Origin of the sequence: Pontibacter sp. Tf4, from assembly GCF_014212495.1 — a bacterium.
GTDB lineage: Bacteria > Bacteroidota > Bacteroidia > Cytophagales > Hymenobacteraceae > Pontibacter.
The window spans coordinates 1-21034 of record NZ_JACKZC010000014.1 but is presented as its reverse complement, the minus strand read 5'-3'; the positions used below and the strand labels follow the sequence as shown (position 1 = coordinate 21034).

Below are 21034 nucleotides of genomic sequence, written 5' to 3'. Positions count from 1 at the left end.
TATATTTAAATAAGTAAAACTATAGCATCAGCCACAAAGCAATATATACAACCCTGATTCAGTCATAACCCGCCAATCCAATGGCTTATATCAATTAGTAATACAGGTATAAAACAAAAGCAGCTCCCGCGTTGGCAGGAGCTGCTTTTGTTGTTTTAAGGTGTAGTTAAGGTGTACGCTGTAGCTTAGTACAGGTAGTCAAGAGCAGTTTTGTCGTTGCTGTTGAACGGACGGTTCTGGCCAGATCCGATACAAGCCAGCATCCATGAGTTTGGATCCTGAGCTGATGGCGTACCTGGTATCAGAATAGCACCTACAGTAGAGGCACCTTCGTTGGTGTAACCACCGCCGCAAGAGTAGCTTCTATCCATATAGTCCGTGTGACGGAAACCGATGCAGTGACCGATCTCGTGCGCAAGGATTGTAGCGAACCAAGCCTGGTTAGGGTTTGAACCGATGTAACGGGTAGCAACTTTAATGCTGTTGTGCGGATCGCCAGTAGCAGTTGGGAAACCGGCAGATGCCAGATACTGAGCTGATTTTGGAGCAGCTACGATCTGGATGTTACCACCTGAAGATACACGGCTCATAGTGATAGTCAGGTTCTCGGCGTTGTAACGGGCAATAGCTTCGTCCAGGGCAGCTACATAAGAAGTTGGCAGTTTCGGATCGATAGACAGGGTGATGTTACGGCCTGTACCAGCATTTACCAGGTTAGTAGTACGGTACTGCTCAGTATCACCTACGCGCAGGGCTTTGGTGTTGTGCGCACCTGTCAGGTCAGACTCTGATAAGAAGATATCGCCTTCTACTACATAACCGCCTTCTACTTTCTGTACATTCTTGCTGTAAAAGCCAAGCTCAGCTATCTGAGTAAGCGCGCTCTGAGAAACAGTATCCTGTGTTGCGATCTCTTCCTCTTGCTGGCAAGATGTAAAACCAAAGGCCGCTACCATAGCGCCAACGATTAGTAAACGATTTACTTTCATAAATTTTTTAAGGTGTTAAAGTTAAACATAAATGAAATGTAAATAATTGGTAAAGCTGCTGCAAGCATTTAAACCTATTTTTTAACGTGTTTCAACATCGACCTTACAACTTTAAATTAGTTATATCCTATAAAAACAAATAGTATAATTTTAACAATAAAAACCGCGTTAAAACATCAAATACTCACTATATAGCTGCCCTCCTTGTTATCATCTTTGTCCCACTTGCTTTTTCACCAAGTTTCACGCTTTTATAGGTATGCCATGGCTGCTTACTCCGTGAAATACAGCACCTCTATAACATCTGCCTCTCCTTCAGAACTATAGATTTAAACTCATAGCTGTTAACAACAGGTGGCGGGCATTCTGCATTACCATATATTATAAACTATAAAACAGAACAGCTCCTGCCGCGTGGCAGGAGCTGTTCTGTTTGTTTAAGGTGTACGCTGTAGCTTAGTACAGGTAGTCAAGAGCTGTTCTGTCGTTATTATTGAACGGACGGTTCTGGCCGTTGCCGATACAAGCCAGCATCCATGAATTTGCATCAGGGCCGGTTGGCGTACCAGGAATGTGGATCGCACCTACGTTAGAAGCGCCTTCGTTAGCATAGCCGCCACCGCAGGAATAGCTTCTGTCCATATAATCTGTGTGGCGGAAACCGATGCAGTGACCAATTTCGTGCGCAAGGATAGTGGTGAACCAGCCAACGTTAGGGTTAGTACCAATGTAGCGGGTAGCTACTTTAACACTGCCATACGGGTTGCCACCTGACGGGAAACCGGCAGAAGCAAGGTATTGCGCATTTCGTGGAGCAGCCGTAATATGGATGTTACCACCAGAAGCGACACGTGCCATTTTAATAGTAAGGTTCTCGGCATTGTAGCGGGCAATGGCTGCATCAAGCGAAGTACCGTAAGATGCCGGCAACTTTGAATCTAAAGACAACGTGATGGTACGACCGGTGCCTGCATTTACCAGGTTTGTAGTACGGTACTGCTCAGACTCGCCCACACGTAGCGCCTGGGTGTTGTGCGCGGCAGTCAGGTCGCTTTCAGATAAGAAGATGTCGCCTTCTACTACATAGCCTCCTTCTACTTTCTGCACATTCTTGTTGTAAAAACCGAGCTCAGAAATTCTGCTCAATGCGCTTTCAGAAACAGTGTCCTGCGTAGTTATTTCTTCATCCTGCTGACAAGATGTGAAACCGAAGGCCGCTACCAGCGCGCCTGCCATTAGTAAACAATTTACTTTCATAAAATTTAAGGTGTTAAAGTGAGAAAAGAATTGATTAAAAAAATAATATCCCGATATACAATTCTTCTAATCAATTAGTTACAAACACCTGATCTTACCTTACTATAAATTCACCTTTTTATTGATCAACAAACTATAGTTTAAAGTATATTTTCAGCAGTTGTTTCCTACAGTTTTACAGGTAAATCATCGCTTAACACACCTGTGGCTATAAATTTTCCGGTTAAGCTCCTCGCCTGTTAATCCACACCAAAATGGCTAAAAAAATAACCGCCTGCCGCAAAAAAATGCGAGAGGCGGTTATACATTCAGGCATAACTATAGTTTATGGTCTAAGCTATAGTTTATAGTATGTTGTTGATCTGCTCTTTTATCTTTTCCAGCTCCTCTTTCATCTCTACCACATGGTGCTGTATAGTTGAATCGTTTGCTTTAGAGCCGATGGTGTTTATTTCGCGGCCGATCTCCTGCGATATAAAGCCCAGCTTTTTGCCTGATGGCTCCGGCAGGTACACTGTTTCGGTAAAATAGTGCAGGTGGTTTACAAGGCGTACTTTTTCTTCGGCAATATCCAGTTTCTCTATGTAATACACCATTTCCTGCTCAAAGCGGTTCTCGTCGAAATGTTCCCCGGACACCAGTTCCTGCATGTGGTTTCTGATGCGGTTCCGTATCTGTTCTACGCGCACCGGGTCGTGCTTTTCTACTTCTGCCAACGAAATACGGATCTTATCGATATACGACATGATCTCGGTGGTAAGGGCTTTGCCTTCGTCGTTACGGAAAGCTACAATGTTGGCCAGCGCGTCCATTACCAGCGGGTGCACCTGCGCCCACTCTGCTTCGCCGGAGGTTTCTTCGGCCTGGTCCTGCAATAGTACGTCGGGCATGTGCAGCGCCAGCCTGAACAGGTCGTTTTTAGAAGCTCCTACCATATCGGCAGCATCGCTCAGCTCGCGGTAGTAAGTTTGCAGCAGGTCTTTATTGATCGTGCTTTTCGCTTTTTGCGCTTTGTTCTTTACGTAATCCACACTTACACTTACCTTGCCACGCACCAGCACCTTCTGCACCATATTGCGTATCTCGTACTCTTTATCCGATAAAAACCTCGGGAGCCGCACACTCAGGTCCATGCTTTTAGAGTTCAACGATCTGATCTCTACCGAAATGCAGTACTGGTCTGTGTCTAATCGGGCACTACCGAAGCCCGTCATGGATTGCAACATAAGCTATTTAAAATGTTATTCTGGCAAATTAACTATAAATCTTTGTTTTTACGTTACGAGCCTTTTAAAAGCTACCTAAACCTATAGTTACTGGTGTAAGCAGCTGTTCCTGGTCTGCCTGCCAGTCTGCAAAGCCACATTTGCCTGCAACCGGCTTCTGCCCTTTTTCGTGCTATGGTGCTGCTATGCTATTAAAAAAGAGTATTCCCAAGGCCCGGAAATACAGCTTTCGCTTTCGGCAATAAAATCAAAACAGCCTCTAACTTCTATCTATTTTTATTTACCTTTGAAGTATGAAATTTGGTGTAGTCGTTTTCCCGGGGTCCAACTGCGACCAAGACCTGGTAGATGCCCTAAGCGTGGGCATGCAGCAGGAAGTTGTAAAACTATGGCACAAAGACCACGACCTGCAGGGTTGTGACTTTATACTTTTGCCAGGCGGATTTTCGTACGGTGATTACCTGCGTTCCGGTGCTATTGCGCGCTTCTCGCCTATTATGCAGGAAGTGATCCAGCATGCCAACAAGGGTGGTTATGTAATGGGTATCTGCAACGGTTTCCAGATTTTAACGGAGGCCGGTTTGCTCCCGGGTGCCTTGCTGCGCAACGTAAACCAGAAATTTATCTGCGATAACGTGTACATCCGGCCGGTAACTACCAACCTGCTGCCAACCCGCCACCTGGACCTGAACAAGGCATACAAAATTCCGGTAGCGCACGGCGAAGGCCGTTACCATGCCGACAAGGATACGCTGCGCCGCATGGAAGACAACGACCAGATCATGTTCAAGTACAGCAGCAACATAGCCGATACGCACGAGATGTACAACATTAACGGCAGCCTGCTGAACATTGCCGGTGTAGCCAACGAAAAGAAGAACGTATTTGGCATGATGCCGCACCCGGAGCGCGCCGTAGATCCGGATTTAGGAAACACCGATGGCCGCGCCATTTTCGAATCTATCCTTGATTTGGTAAACGCTTAGGTCAGACACAAGATACCAGACGTTAGATTTTAGACATTTATAGTTTATACTATTATTCAGAAGCCCCGCTTGCTACCACAGGCGGGGCTTTTTTCTCGGACCCTGCACAGGTATTGCTAATAAAGAGTTACCCACCCCTAACCCCTCCAAGGAGGGGAATTCTTTTTGGAATTACCGAGCGTCCCTGCCCCAAAACAAGATTCAGATAGCAGATCCGCACTAAAGCAGAGAATAAAACAACCTTGCTCCAAGTAGAGGAGTTATCTTTCAGCAGTAATTTATTCCCCTCCTCGGAGGGGTTGGGGTGGGTTTCACATGCACAACAATTAAGCTTAGAGCTTACCTCGCAACTATAGTTAATTCATGAAACAAGTTTTAAGCCTTTTCAACTTCCGCCAGAAAGTTGATTATAAAGTAGAAATTCTGGCAGGGCTTACCGTGGCCATGACCATGATGCCCGAATCACTTTCGTTTGCCATATTAGGGGGTTTTCCGCCGCTGGTTGGTTTGTATGCCGCGTTTATTATGGGCCTTATCACAGCTGTTTTTGGTGGCCGCCCTGGTTTAATATCTGGTGGGGCGGGCGCAACGGTGGTGGTACTTATCGCCCTGATGCAGTCGCATGGCATCGATTATGTTTTTGCAGCCGTGGCCCTGGCCGGTGTGCTCCAGATTTTAGTTGGCGTGTTTAAGCTGGGTAAATTTATCCGGCTGGTGCCGCAACCGGTAATGTATGGTTTTGTGAATGGCCTGGCTGTTATCATTTTCACGTCGCAGCTGGAGCAGTTTAAAACTATAGTTAACGGCCAGACCACCTGGCTTACCGGTAGCCCGCTGTGGATTATGCTGGGTTTGGTTGCGCTAACTATAGCTATCATCGTTTTATTCCCGAAAATCACCAAAGCGGTTCCGGCCTCTCTGGTAGCTATTATAGTTGTGTTCCTGGTTGTGCTGGGCTTTAATATCGATACCAAGATGGTGAAGGACATTGCTTCTGTGAGCGGCGGCTTCCCTCCGTTCCATATTCCGCAGGTGCCACTCACTTTCGAAACGCTGCAGATCATCTTCCCTTATGCGTTGATTATGGCTGGTGTTGGCTTAACTGAAAGCCTACTGACCCTAAACTTAGTAGATGAGATTGTAGGCAACCGGGGTAACAGCAACCGCGAAAGTATTGCCCAGGGCAGCGCCAACGTATTAAATGGTTTCTTCTTCGGGATGGGTGGTTGTGCCATGATCGCGCAGACGCTGGTTAACCTTTCGGCCGGGGCAAGAGCGCGTTTATCCGGTATTGTAGCTGCGCTGACTATACTTTTAATTGTGCTGTATGGTGCACCTGTAATTGAGCTTGTTCCGATGGCTGCACTGGTTGGGGTAATGGTAATGGTATCGGTAGGTACGTTTGAGTGGATCAGTTTCCGGATCATCAACAAAATGCCGAAACACGATATTTTTGTAGGGATACTGGTAGCACTTATTACCATCTGGCTGCACAACCTGGCTCTGGCTGTCCTGATCGGGGTAATCATCTCGGCACTGGTGTTTGCCTGGGAAAGTGCCAAGCGTATCCGCGCACGCAAGTACATTGATGCCAACGGCGTGAAGCATTATGAGATCTACGGTCCGTTATTCTTTGGTTCTGTAACGGCTTTCTCCGAGAAGTTTGATGTACAGAACGACCCCGAGGAAGTCATCATCGATTTTAAGGAAAGCCGTGTAGCGGACATGTCGGGGATTGATGCGCTGCATAAACTGACGGAGCGCTACCGCCAGGCTGGTAAAAAACTGCACCTCCGCCACCTAAGCGAAGACTGTCGTCGCCTGCTCACTAATGCTCAGGATGTGATTGATGTGAATATTCTGGAAGATCCGAACTATACCGTTGCGGCTGTTAAACTATAGTCAAATTGGTTGCGAAAGTCTAAGTGCTCTCGCTCGTGTCCCGCGAGTGTGCGTTACCTGCGGACTCTGGCCGCGATAAGCTATAGTTTAAATGCCGCCCAAAATCTTCTTCTTGAACGCCTAACTATAGTTTAATGACCGTGGCGGGACGCCACAGGTAGCTCACACTCGCGGGACGCGAGCGAGAGCATAGCCCCGAACTATAGGACAGCTTTTGTTAATCTATAAATTATAAAGGCCCGGGAGTTTCAAGCTTCCGGGCCTTCGCTTTTGTTAAAGCTTTAACCCTAATTCGCTGGCGCGGGTTTGTAACCCGTGTCTTACAATGATGTTGAGTTTGTAACTCAACTGGGCCAGAGGCCCAACTATAGTTCGACACGAGCGAGGACGCTCGCGCCATAATAACATGAATCGACAGAATGAACCTACTTCACCACTTCATTCACCGCATCTATCATAGCCAAAACCTCACTTGGGTGACCGTTGATGCGTTCGCCGCGCTGTTTGCCTAAGCGCACAATTATAGTGTTAGTCTCCGGAATGGCGATGATGTACTGGCCTAAAATACCGCGGGCGTAGAAAATGTACTGGCCTTTATAGTTGGGGAGCAGCCACCACTGGTAACCATAGTCTGCTGGTTTGCCGGAAGTAGTGGGCAGGCCATTCAGGGAAATGGATTCGCGCACGTAAGCCGGATCAACTATAGTATCGCCGTTCCAGACCCCGTTGTGCAAGTATAGTTTACCGATGCGGGCAAAGTCGCGGGCATTGCTGAAGAAACAGCAGTAGGCTTTTTCGATACCGGTTGGGTTATCTACGCTCCATTCGGCATCGTGCTCGGCGCCCAGCGGCTTCCATAGTTTGTCTTCGGCATAGCGGCTCAGCGATTTTCCGGTAGCAGCTTCTACTACCATGCCCAGGATCTGCGTGTCACCGCTCTTGTAGCTGAAAACCTGACCCGGTTCTTCCACAGCCTCCAGCCGCTTTATCACCTTTTTCAGGTTGGTGCCATAGTAAGCTTCGGTGGTCACAGACAGCGGGTTGGAATAAGACTCGTCCCAGTTCAGGCCGGAGCTCATCATCAGCAGGTGTTTTATAGTTATTTTCTGCTTTGCTCCTTCTTTAAACGATGGCAGAAAGTCGGCCACAGGCTGATCTATAGTTTTAATATACCCATCGCGCAGGGCAGCGCCTACCAGTATGCTCACAATACTTTTGGCCACCGAAAAAGAATTGCTCAGCGATTCCTCTGAATAGCCATCCCAGTACTGCTCATATACAAGAGAGTCGTTGTGGATCACGACAAAGGCCACCGATTCCAGTTCCTGGTGCAGTTGCTGCAGTTTTTCAGGAAATACAACTTTGTTATAGTTGGTGGCCTGTGGCCAGGGTTGTGCTTTGGCAGGGGCATCTACCGTGCGCTGGTCAAATATCAGGTTATCGTCTATGTCGGCAAAGTTGTAGACCAGAGCTTTGTACACGTAGTTCTTTTCGGCCATATGCAGCCAGGCGGCCAGCAGGCCCAGCAGCAGTATTCCCCCGAAAGTAAAGCGTTTTGCTTTCCGGTTCATGTATGGTTTTTAGAAGTCGTAGCCTAATGTAATGTATAGTTTAGGTCCTTGGCTACCCATATCTTCTTCGCTCCAGGCCACATCCAGCTTGCCGTAAACACCAAACAAAGTAGAACGGGCACCAAAGCCATAGCCCACCAGGAACGGGTTGCGGTAGTTGATAACGGTTATCTCGTAAGGGTTTCGTTCGGTAGGGCTGGTACGGCCACCAACTATACGGGTGTTAATGGAGTTGTTGCCGGTAAAGGGGTTAGAGCCGTCGTAAGCAGAACCGGCATCGGCAAAGGCAGTAAGCTGCAGGTTACGGAAAAAGCCCGAACCAATGGCCCCGTTGTACAGGTATTGCGTTACCGGAATACGAAGCTCTACGTTTGCCAGCAGGTGCTTGCTACCTGTGCGCGTGTTATAGTTAAAGCCACGCAGCGGCAGGGCATACTCCAGGTAAAACAGGTCCGGCGCCGATTGTATGTTCACGTCGTTACGCTCGGTAATATCGTCTTCGCCGGCAAAAAGCCAGTTATCCATTCCGCCTATCAGGTACTTTTTAGGAGAGTTACCGAAGAAAGCGCCATAGCTCAGGCGGGTAGCCAGCACAATTTCGCGGTGCAGTTTCTGGTAGTGACGCAGGTCTACGTAAAACTTATTGAAATTAGCCCGGGTGTTCTCAAAATCGCGCATCGACACGAATCCTACTTTCATGCGGGTGCCTTCCATCATGTTCACACCGGTTACCACCGAGTTATCGAAAACCAGTTCTACATTACCGCCATACAGGTTATTCACGCTATCCGGGGTAGAGAATTCGTTCACCTGTGTAAAGCGGGTGCTCACCAAACGCGGCTGTGCGCGCAGACTCGTACTATAGCTTAGCGGATACACCAGCAGCGGTGCTACTTCGTTGCGGGCAAAGCGAACCACGGCACCAGGCGCTTCCAGTACCGAGCTTACCAGCACGTCTCTTCTGTACTGCACACCCAGGTCCACACGGTTTTTCAGGTTCATGTATTCGGCAAAGGTGCGGCTTGTTTCCAGGTCGGTGCGCAGGTAAGCGGTGCCACGTATGTGGTGGTTCTCAAACAGATCGCTCATGTTTACACCGGCCACTATACCAAAACCAAGCTGCGGATCCGCATAAACGGAGGTAATGATTTCGTGCACGCTGAACCGCACATCGTAATCAAAAGGCCCCGAAAGCTTGAATTCCGGTGCAGCTGCCGCCTTTGGCAAGGCCGCTTTTTCAGGGGTTTTAGGAGCAGCTGCCTGGGTAGTTGTGGTGTCAGTTGGCTGTTGCTGTGCAATGGTGGTTTGGGTTGTATCGCCGGGTTGTTTGGTAGCCCCAAACTCATAATTCTCGATGTTAACTTCGCCTTTTTTGCGGGTAGATTCTGTTTTAGCAGCTTCGTTTTCCAGTAGCTTGCGCGTAGTAGCAGCCGCAGAAGACGCCTGCGGCACACGGGCACGTGCTTCCAGAATTATCTGGCGCGCGGTTTTAGGCAGTGTATCCAGCGGAGCGCCGGTAAAATCAGGCAGCAGGTATACAAAGTCGCGGGCGTGGTCTTTGGCTGTAAGGGCAAGGGTGTTATTTACAGCAGCATAATCATACGCGTTGATGTTCTGTACAAAATTAGAAACAGGCCGTTGGGTATTGGTAGCCAGGTCGTATTTGTAAAGGCCGCGTATGCCGTTGGCCTCGCTCAGGAACAGGAAGTTGCCGTCGGCGGTGGCGCGTGGGCGCAGCTCGGTTGCAATACTGGTAGTAAGTTGTGTTACGGTAACCGGCGCTGTTGGCTCCAGCAGGAAAATGTCATAGTTGTCCACCACATCCCGGAACGTGGCGGCATGCAGTGTTCCGTCGGCATCTACCCAGCGGTTAGAACTGAAAACGATCCTGTTGCTGCCTTTCAGGAAAACAGGCTCTACATCGTCGTAAATATCATTGGTTAGCTGGCTGGTCAGTTTGCCATTGCTTTGCAGCAGGTACAGGTCCGTCTGCCCATCCGATACAGCGCTTATTACCAGTTTGCTGCCATCATCGGAGTAGCTCATATTACGCACCTGCGTAAAGCGCTCCAGCGTAACGGCTGGCTTGGTAAGGTCGTCGTAAAATGGCAGGAAAGAGCTTTTGTTTTTGGCGTTTACCTGGCGCAGCAGCATTTTGCCCCGGCGCGCTTCCACAAAGCCCAGCTGGTTATTATTGCGCCAGGCAAGTACCGGCAACGTAAAATCGGTAGGCTGGTCCAGGGTTTTATAGCCGCCACGCCATACTGTACGACTGCCATTGCCCTTTACCTCTTTCACAATGATCTTGTAGCTGCCGTTATCTATCTCGGCATAAGCCAGCAGGTTGCCATCAGGACTCAGCACCGGCTCGGTATAGCGCAGGCTGCGCTTGTTCTTACTGAAAAGCTTATAGTTATCGGGCAGCGAAACGAACGGTGCATCGGAGCGGGCGTTAATTTGCTGGTAATAGCTTACCCAGTCCTGCAGAAAGCGTTTGTAGGGGATATTTAAACTGCTGGTAATACCTATTTCCACATCGCGGGTAATGCGGGTCAGGTTCAGGATGTTCTGGATGGATGTATAGCCGTAGCGCTCTGCAATGTAATTCCAGACGGACTGGCCGGTTTGCTCAGGGTAGCGCATCAGGGCCTGCTCCGGGCGGAGTTTATTGCCCTCCAGCAGTAGGTCACGGATATGGCTGTCCATGTCCAGGCTCCAGCCTTCGGCGGTGTAGGCAGCAACTCCGGTCACAAACCACTCCGGCAGGCGCAACAGATAACTGCTCTGCAAAGCCTCTTTCAGGCTTCCGCCATACATCATGTCGTTCAGTAGCAGCTCGGTCAGTTTGTAGCTCAGCTCGTTCTTAAAATCGGTTTTGGTGCCTTCGTACGCCAGTTGCAGTTTGTTTTTCATGAACAGGGTTTCGCCCCCGTTCTGGAACTGGTCGCTGTACAGGCCAATGTTGCTCTGGCGCAGGTCGGTAGGCGAGTTGTACAGGATCAGCGTGATCTTGGAGTACGGATAATACCCGATCAGGCTGGTGATGCGCTTGAGTTCGCGCTCGGCGTAATCGGCAGCGTCTTTAGCGGTCTGGTCGCCGCCTTTATAGAAATACAGGTTAAAGTTCTGCGTGCTGTAAAGCTTCCAGTCAAAATTTTTGTATTGAATGCGGCTCTTGCCAAAAGGGTCGCGGCCAGGCTGCGCCTGCAGGGCAGTACCCGCCAGTATGCAGCACACAAACAGCAAAAGTAACCTTGTATAAAGACGCATACGCTTAGGGTTGTAGGTTATGGTGTTTTATGTAGTCGTAATATAACGAAAAATAACGCGAAATATGTATCTCAGGCATCAATTCTATAGTTCCGGCCAGGGCATCGGCAAAGTGTTTCGCCAAGTACGGCGCCATCAGCACGCCTTTGGAACCCATGCCGTTAAACACGCTTAGCTGGCTATAGTTTGGGTGTATGCCTACCAGTGGCCTGCGGTCGCGCACGGCGGGGCGTATACCGGCCCAATGCCCTGTTACCTCAAACTCCTGCGGAATAATCTGCCTGAACCGTTCTGCTAACTCTTCTTCTCCCTGCGGCGTGGTCTCTTCGTTGGGGTTTCGCCAGTCGTAGGTAGCGCCAACTATAAAGCGGCCCTCCCCTTCCGGAACAACGTAAACGGCTTTGTTATAGATGCATTCCGGGCTCACTTTCTGCATGGTCTGTACTTCCAGCACTTCGCCTTTGGTAGGTTGCAGCGGCAGCCACTTAAAATACGGGTTGTTTATGACCTGGTAACCTTCGCAAAAGATAAGGTGCCTGGCAGTTATCGTTCTATAGTTTACGCCTTCCTCCGTCAGCTGTAACTGGCTCATATCAAACCGCTCGGGTAATAGTAAGTTTTGCTGCAACAGGTCTTCTGTCAGCAGATCGAGCATGGCAAAAACGTGCAGAAAACCACCCCGCTTTATCATGATGCCGCCAAACGGATCATCTACGCCGGGCTGGTTTATAGTTTGGGTATAGGTGGCCTCAATGTAATCGCTCCAGTTACCGCCGGCGCTTTTGGCCATCCAGGTGTTCTGCTCCTCTATATTCGAAAAAATTTTATAGATGGGCATGTGGAAGAAAAGCTGGCGGCCATAGCGTGCTTCCAGGGCATCGTAAAAAGCATCGGCAGCGGGTATAAACGTATCGGCCAGCCACGATTTGGCAAAGCGCTTGCCTGCCACCGGGTTCAGCAAACCGGCTGCCACCCGCGAGGCCGAGTTTTCCTTCGGCTCATCGATCACCAATACCTTGTTACCGCGCGCGCGCAGTGTTTCTGCTAAAATGGCACCGGCCAGGCCATGCCCCACTACTATAAAATCGTAATTCATGCGGGCAAGTTACGAGATGTAGCCGTTTAATTTGTAACTTAGAACCCGATTTTACAGGCTTCGGCCACCTTTATACTATGAAAATAACACGTTTTACGTTCAACCCTTTTGCCGAGAACACTTACCTGCTGCACGACGAAACCAACGAGTGCGTAATAGTAGACCCAGGCTGCTCCGACAAAAGCGAACAAGCGCAACTGCAACAGTACATTACTGCCAATAACCTGAAGGTAGTACGCCTGCTGAACACCCATTGCCACATAGACCATGTGCTGGGTAACAAGTTTGTAGCCGATACCTATAACGTGGGACTGGAAATACACGAAAAAGACCTGGAAACGCTGCGCGCCATACCAGTTTATGCCCCGGTTTACGGCATCACCAATTACGAAGAACAACTACCGGCATCTTACTTAAAAGAAGGCGAGCAGGTAACATTCGGCAACACAACGCTGGATATCATTTTTGCGCCGGGCCATGCGCCGGGGCATGTGGTGTTCTACAACAAAGCAGATAAAACCCTGATTGCCGGCGATGTACTGTTCCAGGAAAGCATTGGCCGAACCGACCTGCCGGGCGGTGATCACGAAACACTTTTAAACAGCATCAGAACCAGGCTTTTCACCTTGCCGGATGAGGTTACCGTTTACCCGGGCCATGGCCCCGAAACCACCATCGGCCACGAGAAAAAGTATAACCCATTTTTGCAGTAACACCTTTGCTGCGAACTATAGTTTTCATGAATAAACACATCCCTAATTTTATCACCTGCCTCAACCTGTTCTCGGGTTGCGTGGCGCTGTACTTTATTTTCCAGAACCAGCTGGTGTATGCCTCCTACCTGGTTGGCCTGGCTGCTGTGTTCGATTTTTTAGACGGTATGGTGGCCCGCGTGCTGGGTGCTTACTCAGAAATTGGCAAACAGCTGGATTCGCTGGCCGACGTGATCTCGTTTGGTGTGGTGCCGGGCGCAATGATGTTCATGCTGCTAAAACGGGCGGAAGATGTTTCATTCTTACCCGAAACTATAGTTCCGTTTGCCGGTTTCATCATCACGGTTTTCTCGGCGCTGCGCCTGGCTAAATTTAACATCGATACCCGCCAGACTACCTCGTTTATAGGGTTGCCTACGCCGGCCTGCGCTATTTTTGTGGCTTCGTTGCCGCTTATACTGGCCAGTGGAGAGCTGATGGCTTTTGCCGTTATCCTGAACAAACTGGTGCTGCTGGCTACTACACTTATCCTTTCGTTTTTGCTGGTGGCCGAACTGCCGTTGTTTGCACTTAAGTTCAAAAACCTGACCTGGGCCGATAATTCTGTACGCTTTATTTTCGTGGGTCTTTCGGTTATGTTACTGGCTCTTCTTAACTTCGCAGCTATACCACTTATCATAGTGCTATACATAGTGTTATCCATTTTCAAAAAACAAACCGCGTAACCATGAAATTCGTTGCCGAAATAAATGTAATGCCACGCCCAGAGTTGTTAGACCCACAAGGTAAAGCCGTATTGCTTGGCCTGGAGCACCTTGGCCTGGACCAGGTAGAAGATGTGCGTGTTGGCAAGCGCATTACCCTGAACCTGGAAGCCGAAAACGAAACGATAGCCCGTGAGAAAGTGGACAAAGCCTGCAGCAAACTGCTGGCTAACCTGATCATGGAGTCGTATGAGTACGACCTGAAGCAAGTATAAATTACTGGGGCACAATAAGCTGCCTGTTTTTATGTTATCTTAACAGATGATGCCTTCCTGGTACAGGTGGGCATTATCTGCTTAATAAGTTCTGTGCGTTGCCTATGCCGTCACGTTTACATTTCCGGGTATGCATGCTGCTTTTTTTAAGCCTGATGGCAGGCACAGGTATGGGTCAGCAAAAGGCACCGGAGCCAATAACATTGACCTGGGATGTACAGGAAGATGTTTTCCCGGTAACCGGCCATGCGGCTAAGATTCCCTCTTTTAAAGGCGCAACTATAGATTTACTGGCGCGCCTGCCCTACTACCGCCTTTCCATCCCGAACACGCACATCAGCAGTTTTAAGGTAACAGAAGCTGTATTTGCACCTTTCATAGGCAAAGAGCAGGAACAGTTCAAAGGCATTAATTTCAGTGCCGAACCTATAGTTGCATATACCAATGCCCGGCAGAATAAACAACCAGTAACTATAGTTTCCATCCTGCCCATCCGCCGTAATCTGCAAACCAACCAGCTCGAAAAGCTTACCCGCTTCAGCTATAGTTATAGTTCCGGAACTATAGCCACCCAAACTATAGCCCGCGTTGCCGCTGCTAACGATAACTTTGCTACCAATTCGGTGCTCAGCTCCGGCGAGTGGTACAAACTGGCCGTAACGCAATCGGGCATTCATAAAATTGATAAGGCAACGCTGCAGGCGCTTGGAGTTAATACCACTGGGTTAGATCCGAGAAAGATACAGCTCTTCGGGAATGGCGGCGAAATGCTTCCGCAACCAAACAATGCACCTGTTATTGATGACCTGCAGGAAAATGCCATTCTGGTAAAGGGCGAGCAGGACGGCCAGTTCAACGACGACGACTATATCCTATTTTATGGGCAGGGGCCGCACACCTGGCACTACAATCCGCAGCAGGACCGGTTTGAACATACCTATAACGTTTACTCTGATACTGCTTTTTACTTTTTGCGGGTTGGCTATAGTTCGGGGATGCGGGTACAGAGCCGGGCGCAGGCTGGTGGGGCATCGCAAACTATAACGGCTTTTAACGAGCACATTTTCCACGAGCGGGATCTGATGAACGCAGTGCACTCGGGCCGGGAATGGTATGGCGAAGAATTCAGCACTTTCACTAACTCGCGCGAGATCACACTGCCGGTTTCAGGCATAGTAGCGGGCAGTACACCAAAACTGACAGCCGCTGTCATGGGAAATTCGTCTTCGGGCAGCTCCTTTACCTTTAAGCATGGCAACAACACCTTAGGAACTATAGCTATAGCCGGGCGCGGCACTTACAACTATCACCCAGAAGGCGTATATGGCTCCCAGACCTTTAACCTGCCCTTGCTAGCCAATGCCACTGAAGCCAGAATCAACATCACATTTAACCTGTTAGCTGATGCATCGGCCACCGGCAACCTGAACTACCTGGAGCTAAACTACCTGCGCCAGCTCAAACTATACAACGACCAGACGGCTTTCCGCGCTACAGCCAGTACAAACAACCCTGTAACTAACTATAGCATTGCCGATGCGCCTGCCACAGCCTCTGTATGGGATATAACTGACCCGCTGCGGCCGCTGCAACAGCAGACCAACTATAGTGGCAACCTGCAATTCTCAGCGCCATCAGAGGTGCTTCGCGAGTTCATCGTTTTTAATGAGAGCAGCATCAGTCTGAAACCAATTGTGAAAGGCAACGTGGCAAACCAGAACCTGCATAGCCTGAACCTGGACGGAGGTATCGATCACGTTATTGTTACGCACCCGTCGCTGCTGCAGGAAGCAAACCGGCTGGCCGCACACCGCAACACCAAAAGCAACCTGAAAAGTATAGTTGTCACCACAACGCAGGTGTATAACGAGTTCTCGTCGGGCAGGCAGGACGTAACGGCCATCCGTAATTTTATGCGGATGCTGTATAACCGCAGCAGCAAACCGGCCGGCCAGATCATGTACCTGCTCCTGTTTGGCGATGCTTCCTACGACTACAAAGACCGGCTGACCAACAACACGAACCTGGTACCAACTTACGAGTCGCGCCAGTCGCTGCACCCTATTGCCAGCTATTCTTCCGAAGATTATTATGGTTTCCTGGACCCTGAGGAAGGCGAATGGGCAGAAGAAAATGCAGGCGACCAGTTACTGGACATCGGGATTGGCAGGCTGCCGGCTAAAAATGCACAGGAAGCTGCTACCATGGTGAATAAGATCGTGGCCTATGAGAGCAACAGTCACCTGGGCAAGTGGCGCACGCAGGTAACACTGGTATCAGATGACGGGGATTTTAACGAGCACCAGGAAGATGCTGAAGCCCTGGCTGAATTTCTGGAACAGGAAGCGCCTGACTACACTGCCAATAAACTATACATAGACCTTTACCGCCAGGATGCTGTTGCGAACGGGCAGCGTGTACCGCAGCTCAGCAAAGATTTAACCGCAGCCGTAGAGCAGGGAACCCTGCTTGTAAACTATACCGGCCATGGAAACGAAGTAAGCTGGGCCGCCGAACAGATACTGACACTGCCGCAGGTAACATCGTGGCAAAACGCCGACAAGCTGACTTTTATGCTTACCGCCACCTGCGAGTTTGGCCGTTACGACGACCCCGCCCGTGTATCCGGTGCCGAGATTGCTTTGATTCACCCGCAGGGCGCGGCAGTCGGGCTGATAACTACAACAAGGCCTGTGTACTCCAGTGGTAACCGTGTGCTTAACCGTAATTTCTTTAAAAGTGCTTTTACACCTGCCCCCGGCACCGCTCCCCGTTTAGGCGACCTTGTGCTGCAAACCAAAAATAACAGCATCACTGATAATGTAAGCGGCTCGCGCGGCGTGTATAACCGTAATTTCACATTACTCACAGACCCGGGCCTGCAGTTTGCGGCTCCCGAATTAAAAGCCCAGATCACCCATATAAACGACCGGGCTGTGGGTGCCGATACGCTGAGCGCGCTGAGCAAAGTAACTATAAAAGGTAAAATCACAACAGCCAACGGCACGGTGGCTACCACCTATAGTGGCACGCTCCGCATTACCGTGTTCGAGAAGCCTACTACCCAGCAAACCTATGGCGACGAGCGCGCGCCGCAGGTGCCCATTAAACAGCGTAAAAATGTACTCTACGAAGGCGCCGCAACTATAGCAAACGGCTTGTTTACAGTAAACTTTGTGGTACCAAAAGATATTGCCTACCAGTTTGGGCCGGGTAAAATAACGCTGTATGCCAGCAATGCCACACAGGATGCCATGGGCTCTAACACCACAGTAACTATAGGCGGCACCGCCCGGAATGCAGGCACTGATAACACGCCACCAACTATAGCGCTTTTTTTAGAAGACGAATCGTTTGTGTTTGGTGGCAATACCGGCACTAATCCCCTATTGCTGATAAAACTTTTTGATGAGAATGGCATTAACACCGCCGGCCTGGGTATCGGGCACGAGCTGATTGCTGTTTTAGACGGGGATGAGGAAAACCCTATTCTGCTTAACGAGTATTATACTTCGGAAAAAGACGGTTATCAGCGCGGCCGCATCAGTTATCCGTTAAAGGACCTGGCGCCGGGCCCGCATTCGCTTCGTTTTAAAGCCTGGGACACATACAACAATTCGGCGGAAGAATACATAGAGTTTTTTGTATCTAATGACGGGGAATTCTCGTTAGAGCATGTGCTTAACTATCCGAACCCGTTTTCGACGAATACGACTTTTCATTTTGACCATAACCGGGCCGGCGAAGACCTGGAAGTACAGATACAGATTTACACAATATCCGGAAAACTGATTAAAACATTAGAGACCATACAATATGCTGCACCAGCACACATAGCAGCTCTTTCCTGGAATGGGCGCGATGAATATAATGATTTGCTGGCACGCGGCGTTTATGTCTATAGAGTCTCGGTACGCTCACGGCAGGACGGTGCGAGTGTATCAAAATTTGAAAAACTTGTCATATTAAATTAGAAGAATACTGTAATATCCCTATATTTGATATAGTTATCAATACCCTACTATGTACAGAAAAAGTATACTATTAAAGGTTGCAACATTTGCATTTGCCTTCATTGCGGCCCCTGCTGCTTACGCCCAAACCACTATTGGCCAGGAAGGGCAGGTTTTAACCACCGCAGTACCTGTGTTGCTGGTAGCTCCTGATGCCCGCTCGGCAGCACTCGGCGAAGCTGGTGTAGCCTTGTCTGCAGATGCCAACTCTCCGTTCTGGAACCCGGCCAAGCTTGGCTTTGTACCAAACGACCTGAGCGTTAGCTTCTCTTATAGCCCATGGCTGCGTAACATCACCGACGATATGTCGCTGAACTACCTGTCGGGTTACAAAAAGATAAACGAAACTTCTGCCATATCGCTTTCCCTGATGTATTTTGACCTGGGCGAGATCCAGTTCATTGATGCGAACAAGAACCCGATCCAGGATTTCAACCCGAAAGAGTATGCTATTTCGGTAGGTTACGGCCAGGCACTGAGCGAGTACCTGAGCTTAGGTATTGCTGCCCGCTTTATTCACTCTAACCTTGCCGGCGACGTGAATGTGAGCAGCCCCAACAACACGGAAGCAGAGCCTGGGAACACGGCATCGGTAGACGTGGGCGTGTACTATAACCGCGACCTGAACCAGAACATAAATCTGGGTCTGGGTGCAAACATCTCTAACATCGGTGGTAAAATTGCTTATTCAGAGTCTACAGCCAAAAGCTTTCTGCCTACAAACCTGAAAATTGGTACAGCTGTAAAATATAACCTGGATGCCTTTAATAGCCTGACTTTCTTGTTGGATGCCAATAAGCTGCTTGTGCCATCGCCATCTGCCGACCCGGATCAGTCTGTTGTCAGCGGTATCTTCTCCTCTTTCGGTGATGCCGAAGGCGGTGCAAGCGAGGAGTTTAAGGAGGTTAACTTTAACACCGGATTAGAGTACTGGTACAACAACCTTTTTGCAGCAAGAGCTGGTTATTTTTATGAGAACGAGGAAAAAGGCGGTCGCCAGTTCTTCTCTTTAGGTTTGGGTTTACGCTACCAGAAATTTGGTGTGGATGCCGCTTACCTGATCCCGAATGAAAAAACTAATCCTTTAGCCGAAACTATACGTTTTAGTATAGCACTGAACCTGGATTAAGAACTTACAACTATAATGCTTGACAGAACAAAAGCACCAGAAATAAAAGAAATTGATGCTGTTTCACTTCAGGTTGCGGAAGTAACCCACTTACCAAACGGAGTAAAACTGCACCTTATCAAAAGCGAAACCCAGCCTGTTATCAGGCTGGATTTTGTTTTTAAAGCCGGTAAGGTTTGCGAAACAGTAAAAGGTACATCAGACCTTGCTGCTAAAATGATGTTTGAAGGTACCCGAAACTATAGCGCGAAAGACATAGCCGAAACTATAGCTTACTACGGAGCATCTTTCGACAACAACCCAGGCTACGACCGAAGCGAGTTCACCCTGTATTGTCTCTCAAAATATGTAGAAGAGCTTATGCCGGTTGTACTGGATGTGTTACAGCACCCTACTTTTCCGGAAGAGGAATTCAATCTGCTGAAAAAAAGAAATCAGCAGAACCTGAAAATTCAGCGGCAGAAAACAAGCTACCTGGCCACACATTCTTTCACAAAACTGATCTACGGTCAGGACCACCCGTACATTTTTGGTTACGATGAGGGAGAGCTTGATTCGTTAACTAAAAAGGATCTGGAAGCTTTTTACCAAAGCAACTATAACCTCGAAGGTTTAGAAATATTTGCGTGTGGCGCTATCACAGAAGAACTGGAAAGCACCATTATCCGGGAGCTTTCCACGCTTGAAATGCCATCAGCAAAGAGTACAACAACAAAGGTTGAAGCTGGCAAAAACAGGGAGCAAACTATAGTTGTAAATGAAATAAAAGACAGTCTGCAGTCTTCCATTCGCACCGGTTTAACTTTCCCGCATATTACTCATCCGGACTACAACAAACTTATAGTTCTGAATGAGGTGCTGGGCGGTTATTTCGGCTCCCGGCTTATGAAAAATATCCGGGAAGAAAAAGGCTATACATACGGCATTTACTCTACCATCTCACCTAAAGAGCAGGACAGTTTATTTTTTATAGGTACTGATGTTAATTACCAGGTTACACAAAAGACCCTGGAAGAGATAAGGAAAGAGGTAGAGTTATTACATAACGAATTGATACCAACTGCAGAACTGGAAACCATAAAAAGCTACATGATCGGTAAGTTCCTGAATAACATTGCGACGATTTTCGAACAGGCAGATAAATATAAACGCATCATACTTTACAAACTGCCTGCTGAGCATTATGCTAACTACCTGACAACTATAAGAACTGTAACAGCCGAGGAACTACAGTCGTTAGCGAGACAATACTTAGTTACAGATAATTTTAAGACCGCAGTTGCTGGTAAATTAGAATAGAGATTAATAAGAAAGCTAATAAACAAAAAAGTACCTGAGTGGCCTCAGGTACTTTTTTTTATGGATTTGAATGTGATTAGGAATCTATACACCTGCACACTAAACTACTGTCGCATTTTATAATTCAGGATTATTATTTAGAAATCCACAAGTAGCAAGTTTGATTACGCAAAGAAGAGTTTAGAGATGGGTGAGAATAGAGTATAAGTTTAGTTTTAGAAACTATAGTATATACCTGCGTGCAGCTTTTACTCTAATATAGACTAAAGTTATTAGTTAACTTCTTACATTATATCGAGATGCTCACCTTGGTAACGCTGCACTTCTTTTGATAAAAAAGTGTATAACATAACTCGCTGTTTCATCTATTTCCAGGCCAACATGGTGCATCTCCTTCCACTTCCTCTACCGTACACCCCCCTCCTATACCCTAAAAGGAAAAAGCCCTGTCCAAGGAGGGGACAGGGCTTTGGGATAGGGTTGGCGGCCACCTACTCTCCCGGATGTGACTCCAGTACCATCGGCGCGTCCGGGCTTAACTTCTCTGTTCGGGATGGGAAGAGGTGCTCACCGGAGCCATAGCCACCATTATTTTTCTACGGGC

The 21034-nt window shown here is 48.5% G+C and carries 14 protein-coding genes and 1 rRNA gene; 8 read left to right on the top strand and 7 right to left on the bottom strand.

Annotation, left to right across the window (positions count from 1 at the left end):
- Nucleotides 1–185: 185 nt before the first annotated feature.
- From H7F15_RS18665 to H7F15_RS18655, 3 genes are all read right to left on the bottom strand, one after another.
- Complete coding sequence (locus H7F15_RS18665; RefSeq protein WP_185198520.1) at nucleotides 186–989, bottom strand: M57 family metalloprotease; 804 nt, start codon at nucleotides 987–989, stop codon at nucleotides 186–188.
- A gap of 456 nt (nucleotides 990–1445) precedes the next feature.
- Nucleotides 1446–2246 (bottom strand): M57 family metalloprotease, encoded by an 801-nt coding sequence (locus tag H7F15_RS18660; RefSeq protein WP_185198519.1) that lies wholly within the window; start codon nucleotides 2244–2246, stop codon nucleotides 1446–1448.
- Between the two features lie 344 nt (nucleotides 2247–2590).
- Nucleotides 2591–3472, bottom strand: coding sequence for a YicC/YloC family endoribonuclease (locus H7F15_RS18655; RefSeq protein ID WP_185198518.1), 882 nt, complete (start codon nucleotides 3470–3472; stop codon nucleotides 2591–2593).
- A gap of 293 nt (nucleotides 3473–3765) precedes the next feature.
- Between H7F15_RS18655 and purQ the strand changes: the two genes are divergently transcribed.
- Nucleotides 3766–4458 (top strand): phosphoribosylformylglycinamidine synthase subunit PurQ, encoded by a 693-nt coding sequence (purQ, locus tag H7F15_RS18650; RefSeq protein WP_185198517.1) that lies wholly within the window; start codon nucleotides 3766–3768, stop codon nucleotides 4456–4458.
- 363 nt (nucleotides 4459–4821) lie between these two features.
- Nucleotides 4822–6360, top strand: a complete 1539-nt coding sequence (locus H7F15_RS18645) for a SulP family inorganic anion transporter (RefSeq protein ID WP_185198516.1) — start codon at nucleotides 4822–4824, stop codon at nucleotides 6358–6360.
- Nucleotides 6361–6785: 425 nt separating this feature from the next.
- On the opposite strand, the gene H7F15_RS18640 is transcribed toward H7F15_RS18645, so the two are convergent.
- Genes H7F15_RS18640 through H7F15_RS18630 form a run of 3 tightly spaced genes read right to left on the bottom strand, consistent with a single transcriptional unit; the run spans nucleotide 6786 to nucleotide 12297 of the window.
- The gene (locus tag H7F15_RS18640; RefSeq protein ID WP_185198515.1) at nucleotides 6786–7931 is read right to left on the bottom strand and encodes a serine hydrolase; all 1146 of its coding nucleotides are present in this window, start codon (nucleotides 7929–7931) and stop codon (nucleotides 6786–6788) included.
- A gap of 9 nt (nucleotides 7932–7940) precedes the next feature.
- Nucleotides 7941–11201, bottom strand: coding sequence for a hypothetical protein (locus H7F15_RS18635; protein ID WP_185198514.1), 3261 nt, complete (start codon nucleotides 11199–11201; stop codon nucleotides 7941–7943).
- A 4-nt stretch (nucleotides 11202–11205) separates the two neighbouring features.
- On the bottom strand, nucleotides 11206–12297 hold the full coding sequence (locus H7F15_RS18630; protein WP_185198513.1) for an FAD-binding oxidoreductase: 1092 nt from the start codon (nucleotides 12295–12297) through the stop codon (nucleotides 11206–11208).
- A gap of 77 nt (nucleotides 12298–12374) precedes the next feature.
- On the opposite strand from H7F15_RS18630, the gene H7F15_RS18625 reads away from it, so the two are divergent.
- From H7F15_RS18625 to H7F15_RS18600, 6 genes are all read left to right on the top strand, one after another.
- Entirely contained in the window at nucleotides 12375–13010 is a 636-nt protein-coding gene (locus tag H7F15_RS18625) for an MBL fold metallo-hydrolase (protein ID WP_185198512.1), read from the top strand.
- A 26-nt stretch (nucleotides 13011–13036) separates the two neighbouring features.
- Complete coding sequence (pssA, locus tag H7F15_RS18620; RefSeq protein WP_185198511.1) at nucleotides 13037–13735, top strand: CDP-diacylglycerol--serine O-phosphatidyltransferase; 699 nt, start codon at nucleotides 13037–13039, stop codon at nucleotides 13733–13735.
- 2 nt (nucleotides 13736–13737) lie between these two features.
- On the top strand, nucleotides 13738–13989 hold the full coding sequence (gene purS, locus H7F15_RS18615; protein ID WP_185198510.1) for a phosphoribosylformylglycinamidine synthase subunit PurS: 252 nt from the start codon (nucleotides 13738–13740) through the stop codon (nucleotides 13987–13989).
- 134 nt (nucleotides 13990–14123) lie between these two features.
- On the top strand, nucleotides 14124–17963 hold the full coding sequence (gene porU, locus H7F15_RS18610; protein ID WP_255481328.1) for a type IX secretion system sortase PorU: 3840 nt from the start codon (nucleotides 14124–14126) through the stop codon (nucleotides 17961–17963).
- A gap of 49 nt (nucleotides 17964–18012) precedes the next feature.
- Entirely contained in the window at nucleotides 18013–19131 is a 1119-nt protein-coding gene (gene porV, locus H7F15_RS18605; RefSeq protein ID WP_185198509.1) for a type IX secretion system outer membrane channel protein PorV, read from the top strand.
- A 15-nt stretch (nucleotides 19132–19146) separates the two neighbouring features.
- On the top strand, nucleotides 19147–20430 hold the full coding sequence (locus H7F15_RS18600) for a pitrilysin family protein (RefSeq protein WP_185198508.1): 1284 nt from the start codon (nucleotides 19147–19149) through the stop codon (nucleotides 20428–20430).
- Between the two features lie 478 nt (nucleotides 20431–20908).
- On the opposite strand, the gene rrf is transcribed toward H7F15_RS18600, so the two are convergent.
- Nucleotides 20909–21020, bottom strand: a 5S ribosomal RNA gene (rrf, locus tag H7F15_RS18595).
- Nucleotides 21021–21034: the final 14 nt, after the last annotated feature.

Bases quoted from the DNA above. Each gene is read 5' to 3' on its own strand.
- purQ (WP_185198517.1), top strand. From the start codon at position 3,766: ATGAAATTTGGTGTAGTCGTTTTCCCGGGGTCCAACTGCGACCAAGAC.
- H7F15_RS18625 (WP_185198512.1), top strand. From the start codon at position 12,375: ATGAAAATAACACGTTTTACGTTCAACCCTTTTGCCGAGAACACTTAC.
- H7F15_RS18660 (WP_185198519.1), bottom strand. From the start codon at position 2,246: ATGAAAGTAAATTGTTTACTAATGGCAGGCGCGCTGGTAGCGGCCTTC.
- H7F15_RS18665 (WP_185198520.1), bottom strand. From the start codon at position 989: ATGAAAGTAAATCGTTTACTAATCGTTGGCGCTATGGTAGCGGCCTTT.
- porV (WP_185198509.1), top strand. From the start codon at position 18,013: ATGTACAGAAAAAGTATACTATTAAAGGTTGCAACATTTGCATTTGCC.
- H7F15_RS18655 (WP_185198518.1), bottom strand. From the start codon at position 3,472: ATGTTGCAATCCATGACGGGCTTCGGTAGTGCCCGATTAGACACAGAC.
- H7F15_RS18600 (WP_185198508.1), top strand. From the start codon at position 19,147: ATGCTTGACAGAACAAAAGCACCAGAAATAAAAGAAATTGATGCTGTT.
- H7F15_RS18640 (WP_185198515.1), bottom strand. From the start codon at position 7,931: ATGAACCGGAAAGCAAAACGCTTTACTTTCGGGGGAATACTGCTGCTG.
- H7F15_RS18645 (WP_185198516.1), top strand. From the start codon at position 4,822: ATGAAACAAGTTTTAAGCCTTTTCAACTTCCGCCAGAAAGTTGATTAT.
- porU (WP_255481328.1), top strand. From the start codon at position 14,124: ATGCTGCTTTTTTTAAGCCTGATGGCAGGCACAGGTATGGGTCAGCAA.
- pssA (WP_185198511.1), top strand. From the start codon at position 13,037: ATGAATAAACACATCCCTAATTTTATCACCTGCCTCAACCTGTTCTCG.
- purS (WP_185198510.1), top strand. From the start codon at position 13,738: ATGAAATTCGTTGCCGAAATAAATGTAATGCCACGCCCAGAGTTGTTA.
- H7F15_RS18635 (WP_185198514.1), bottom strand. From the start codon at position 11,201: ATGCGTCTTTATACAAGGTTACTTTTGCTGTTTGTGTGCTGCATACTG.
- H7F15_RS18630 (WP_185198513.1), bottom strand. From the start codon at position 12,297: ATGAATTACGATTTTATAGTAGTGGGGCATGGCCTGGCCGGTGCCATT.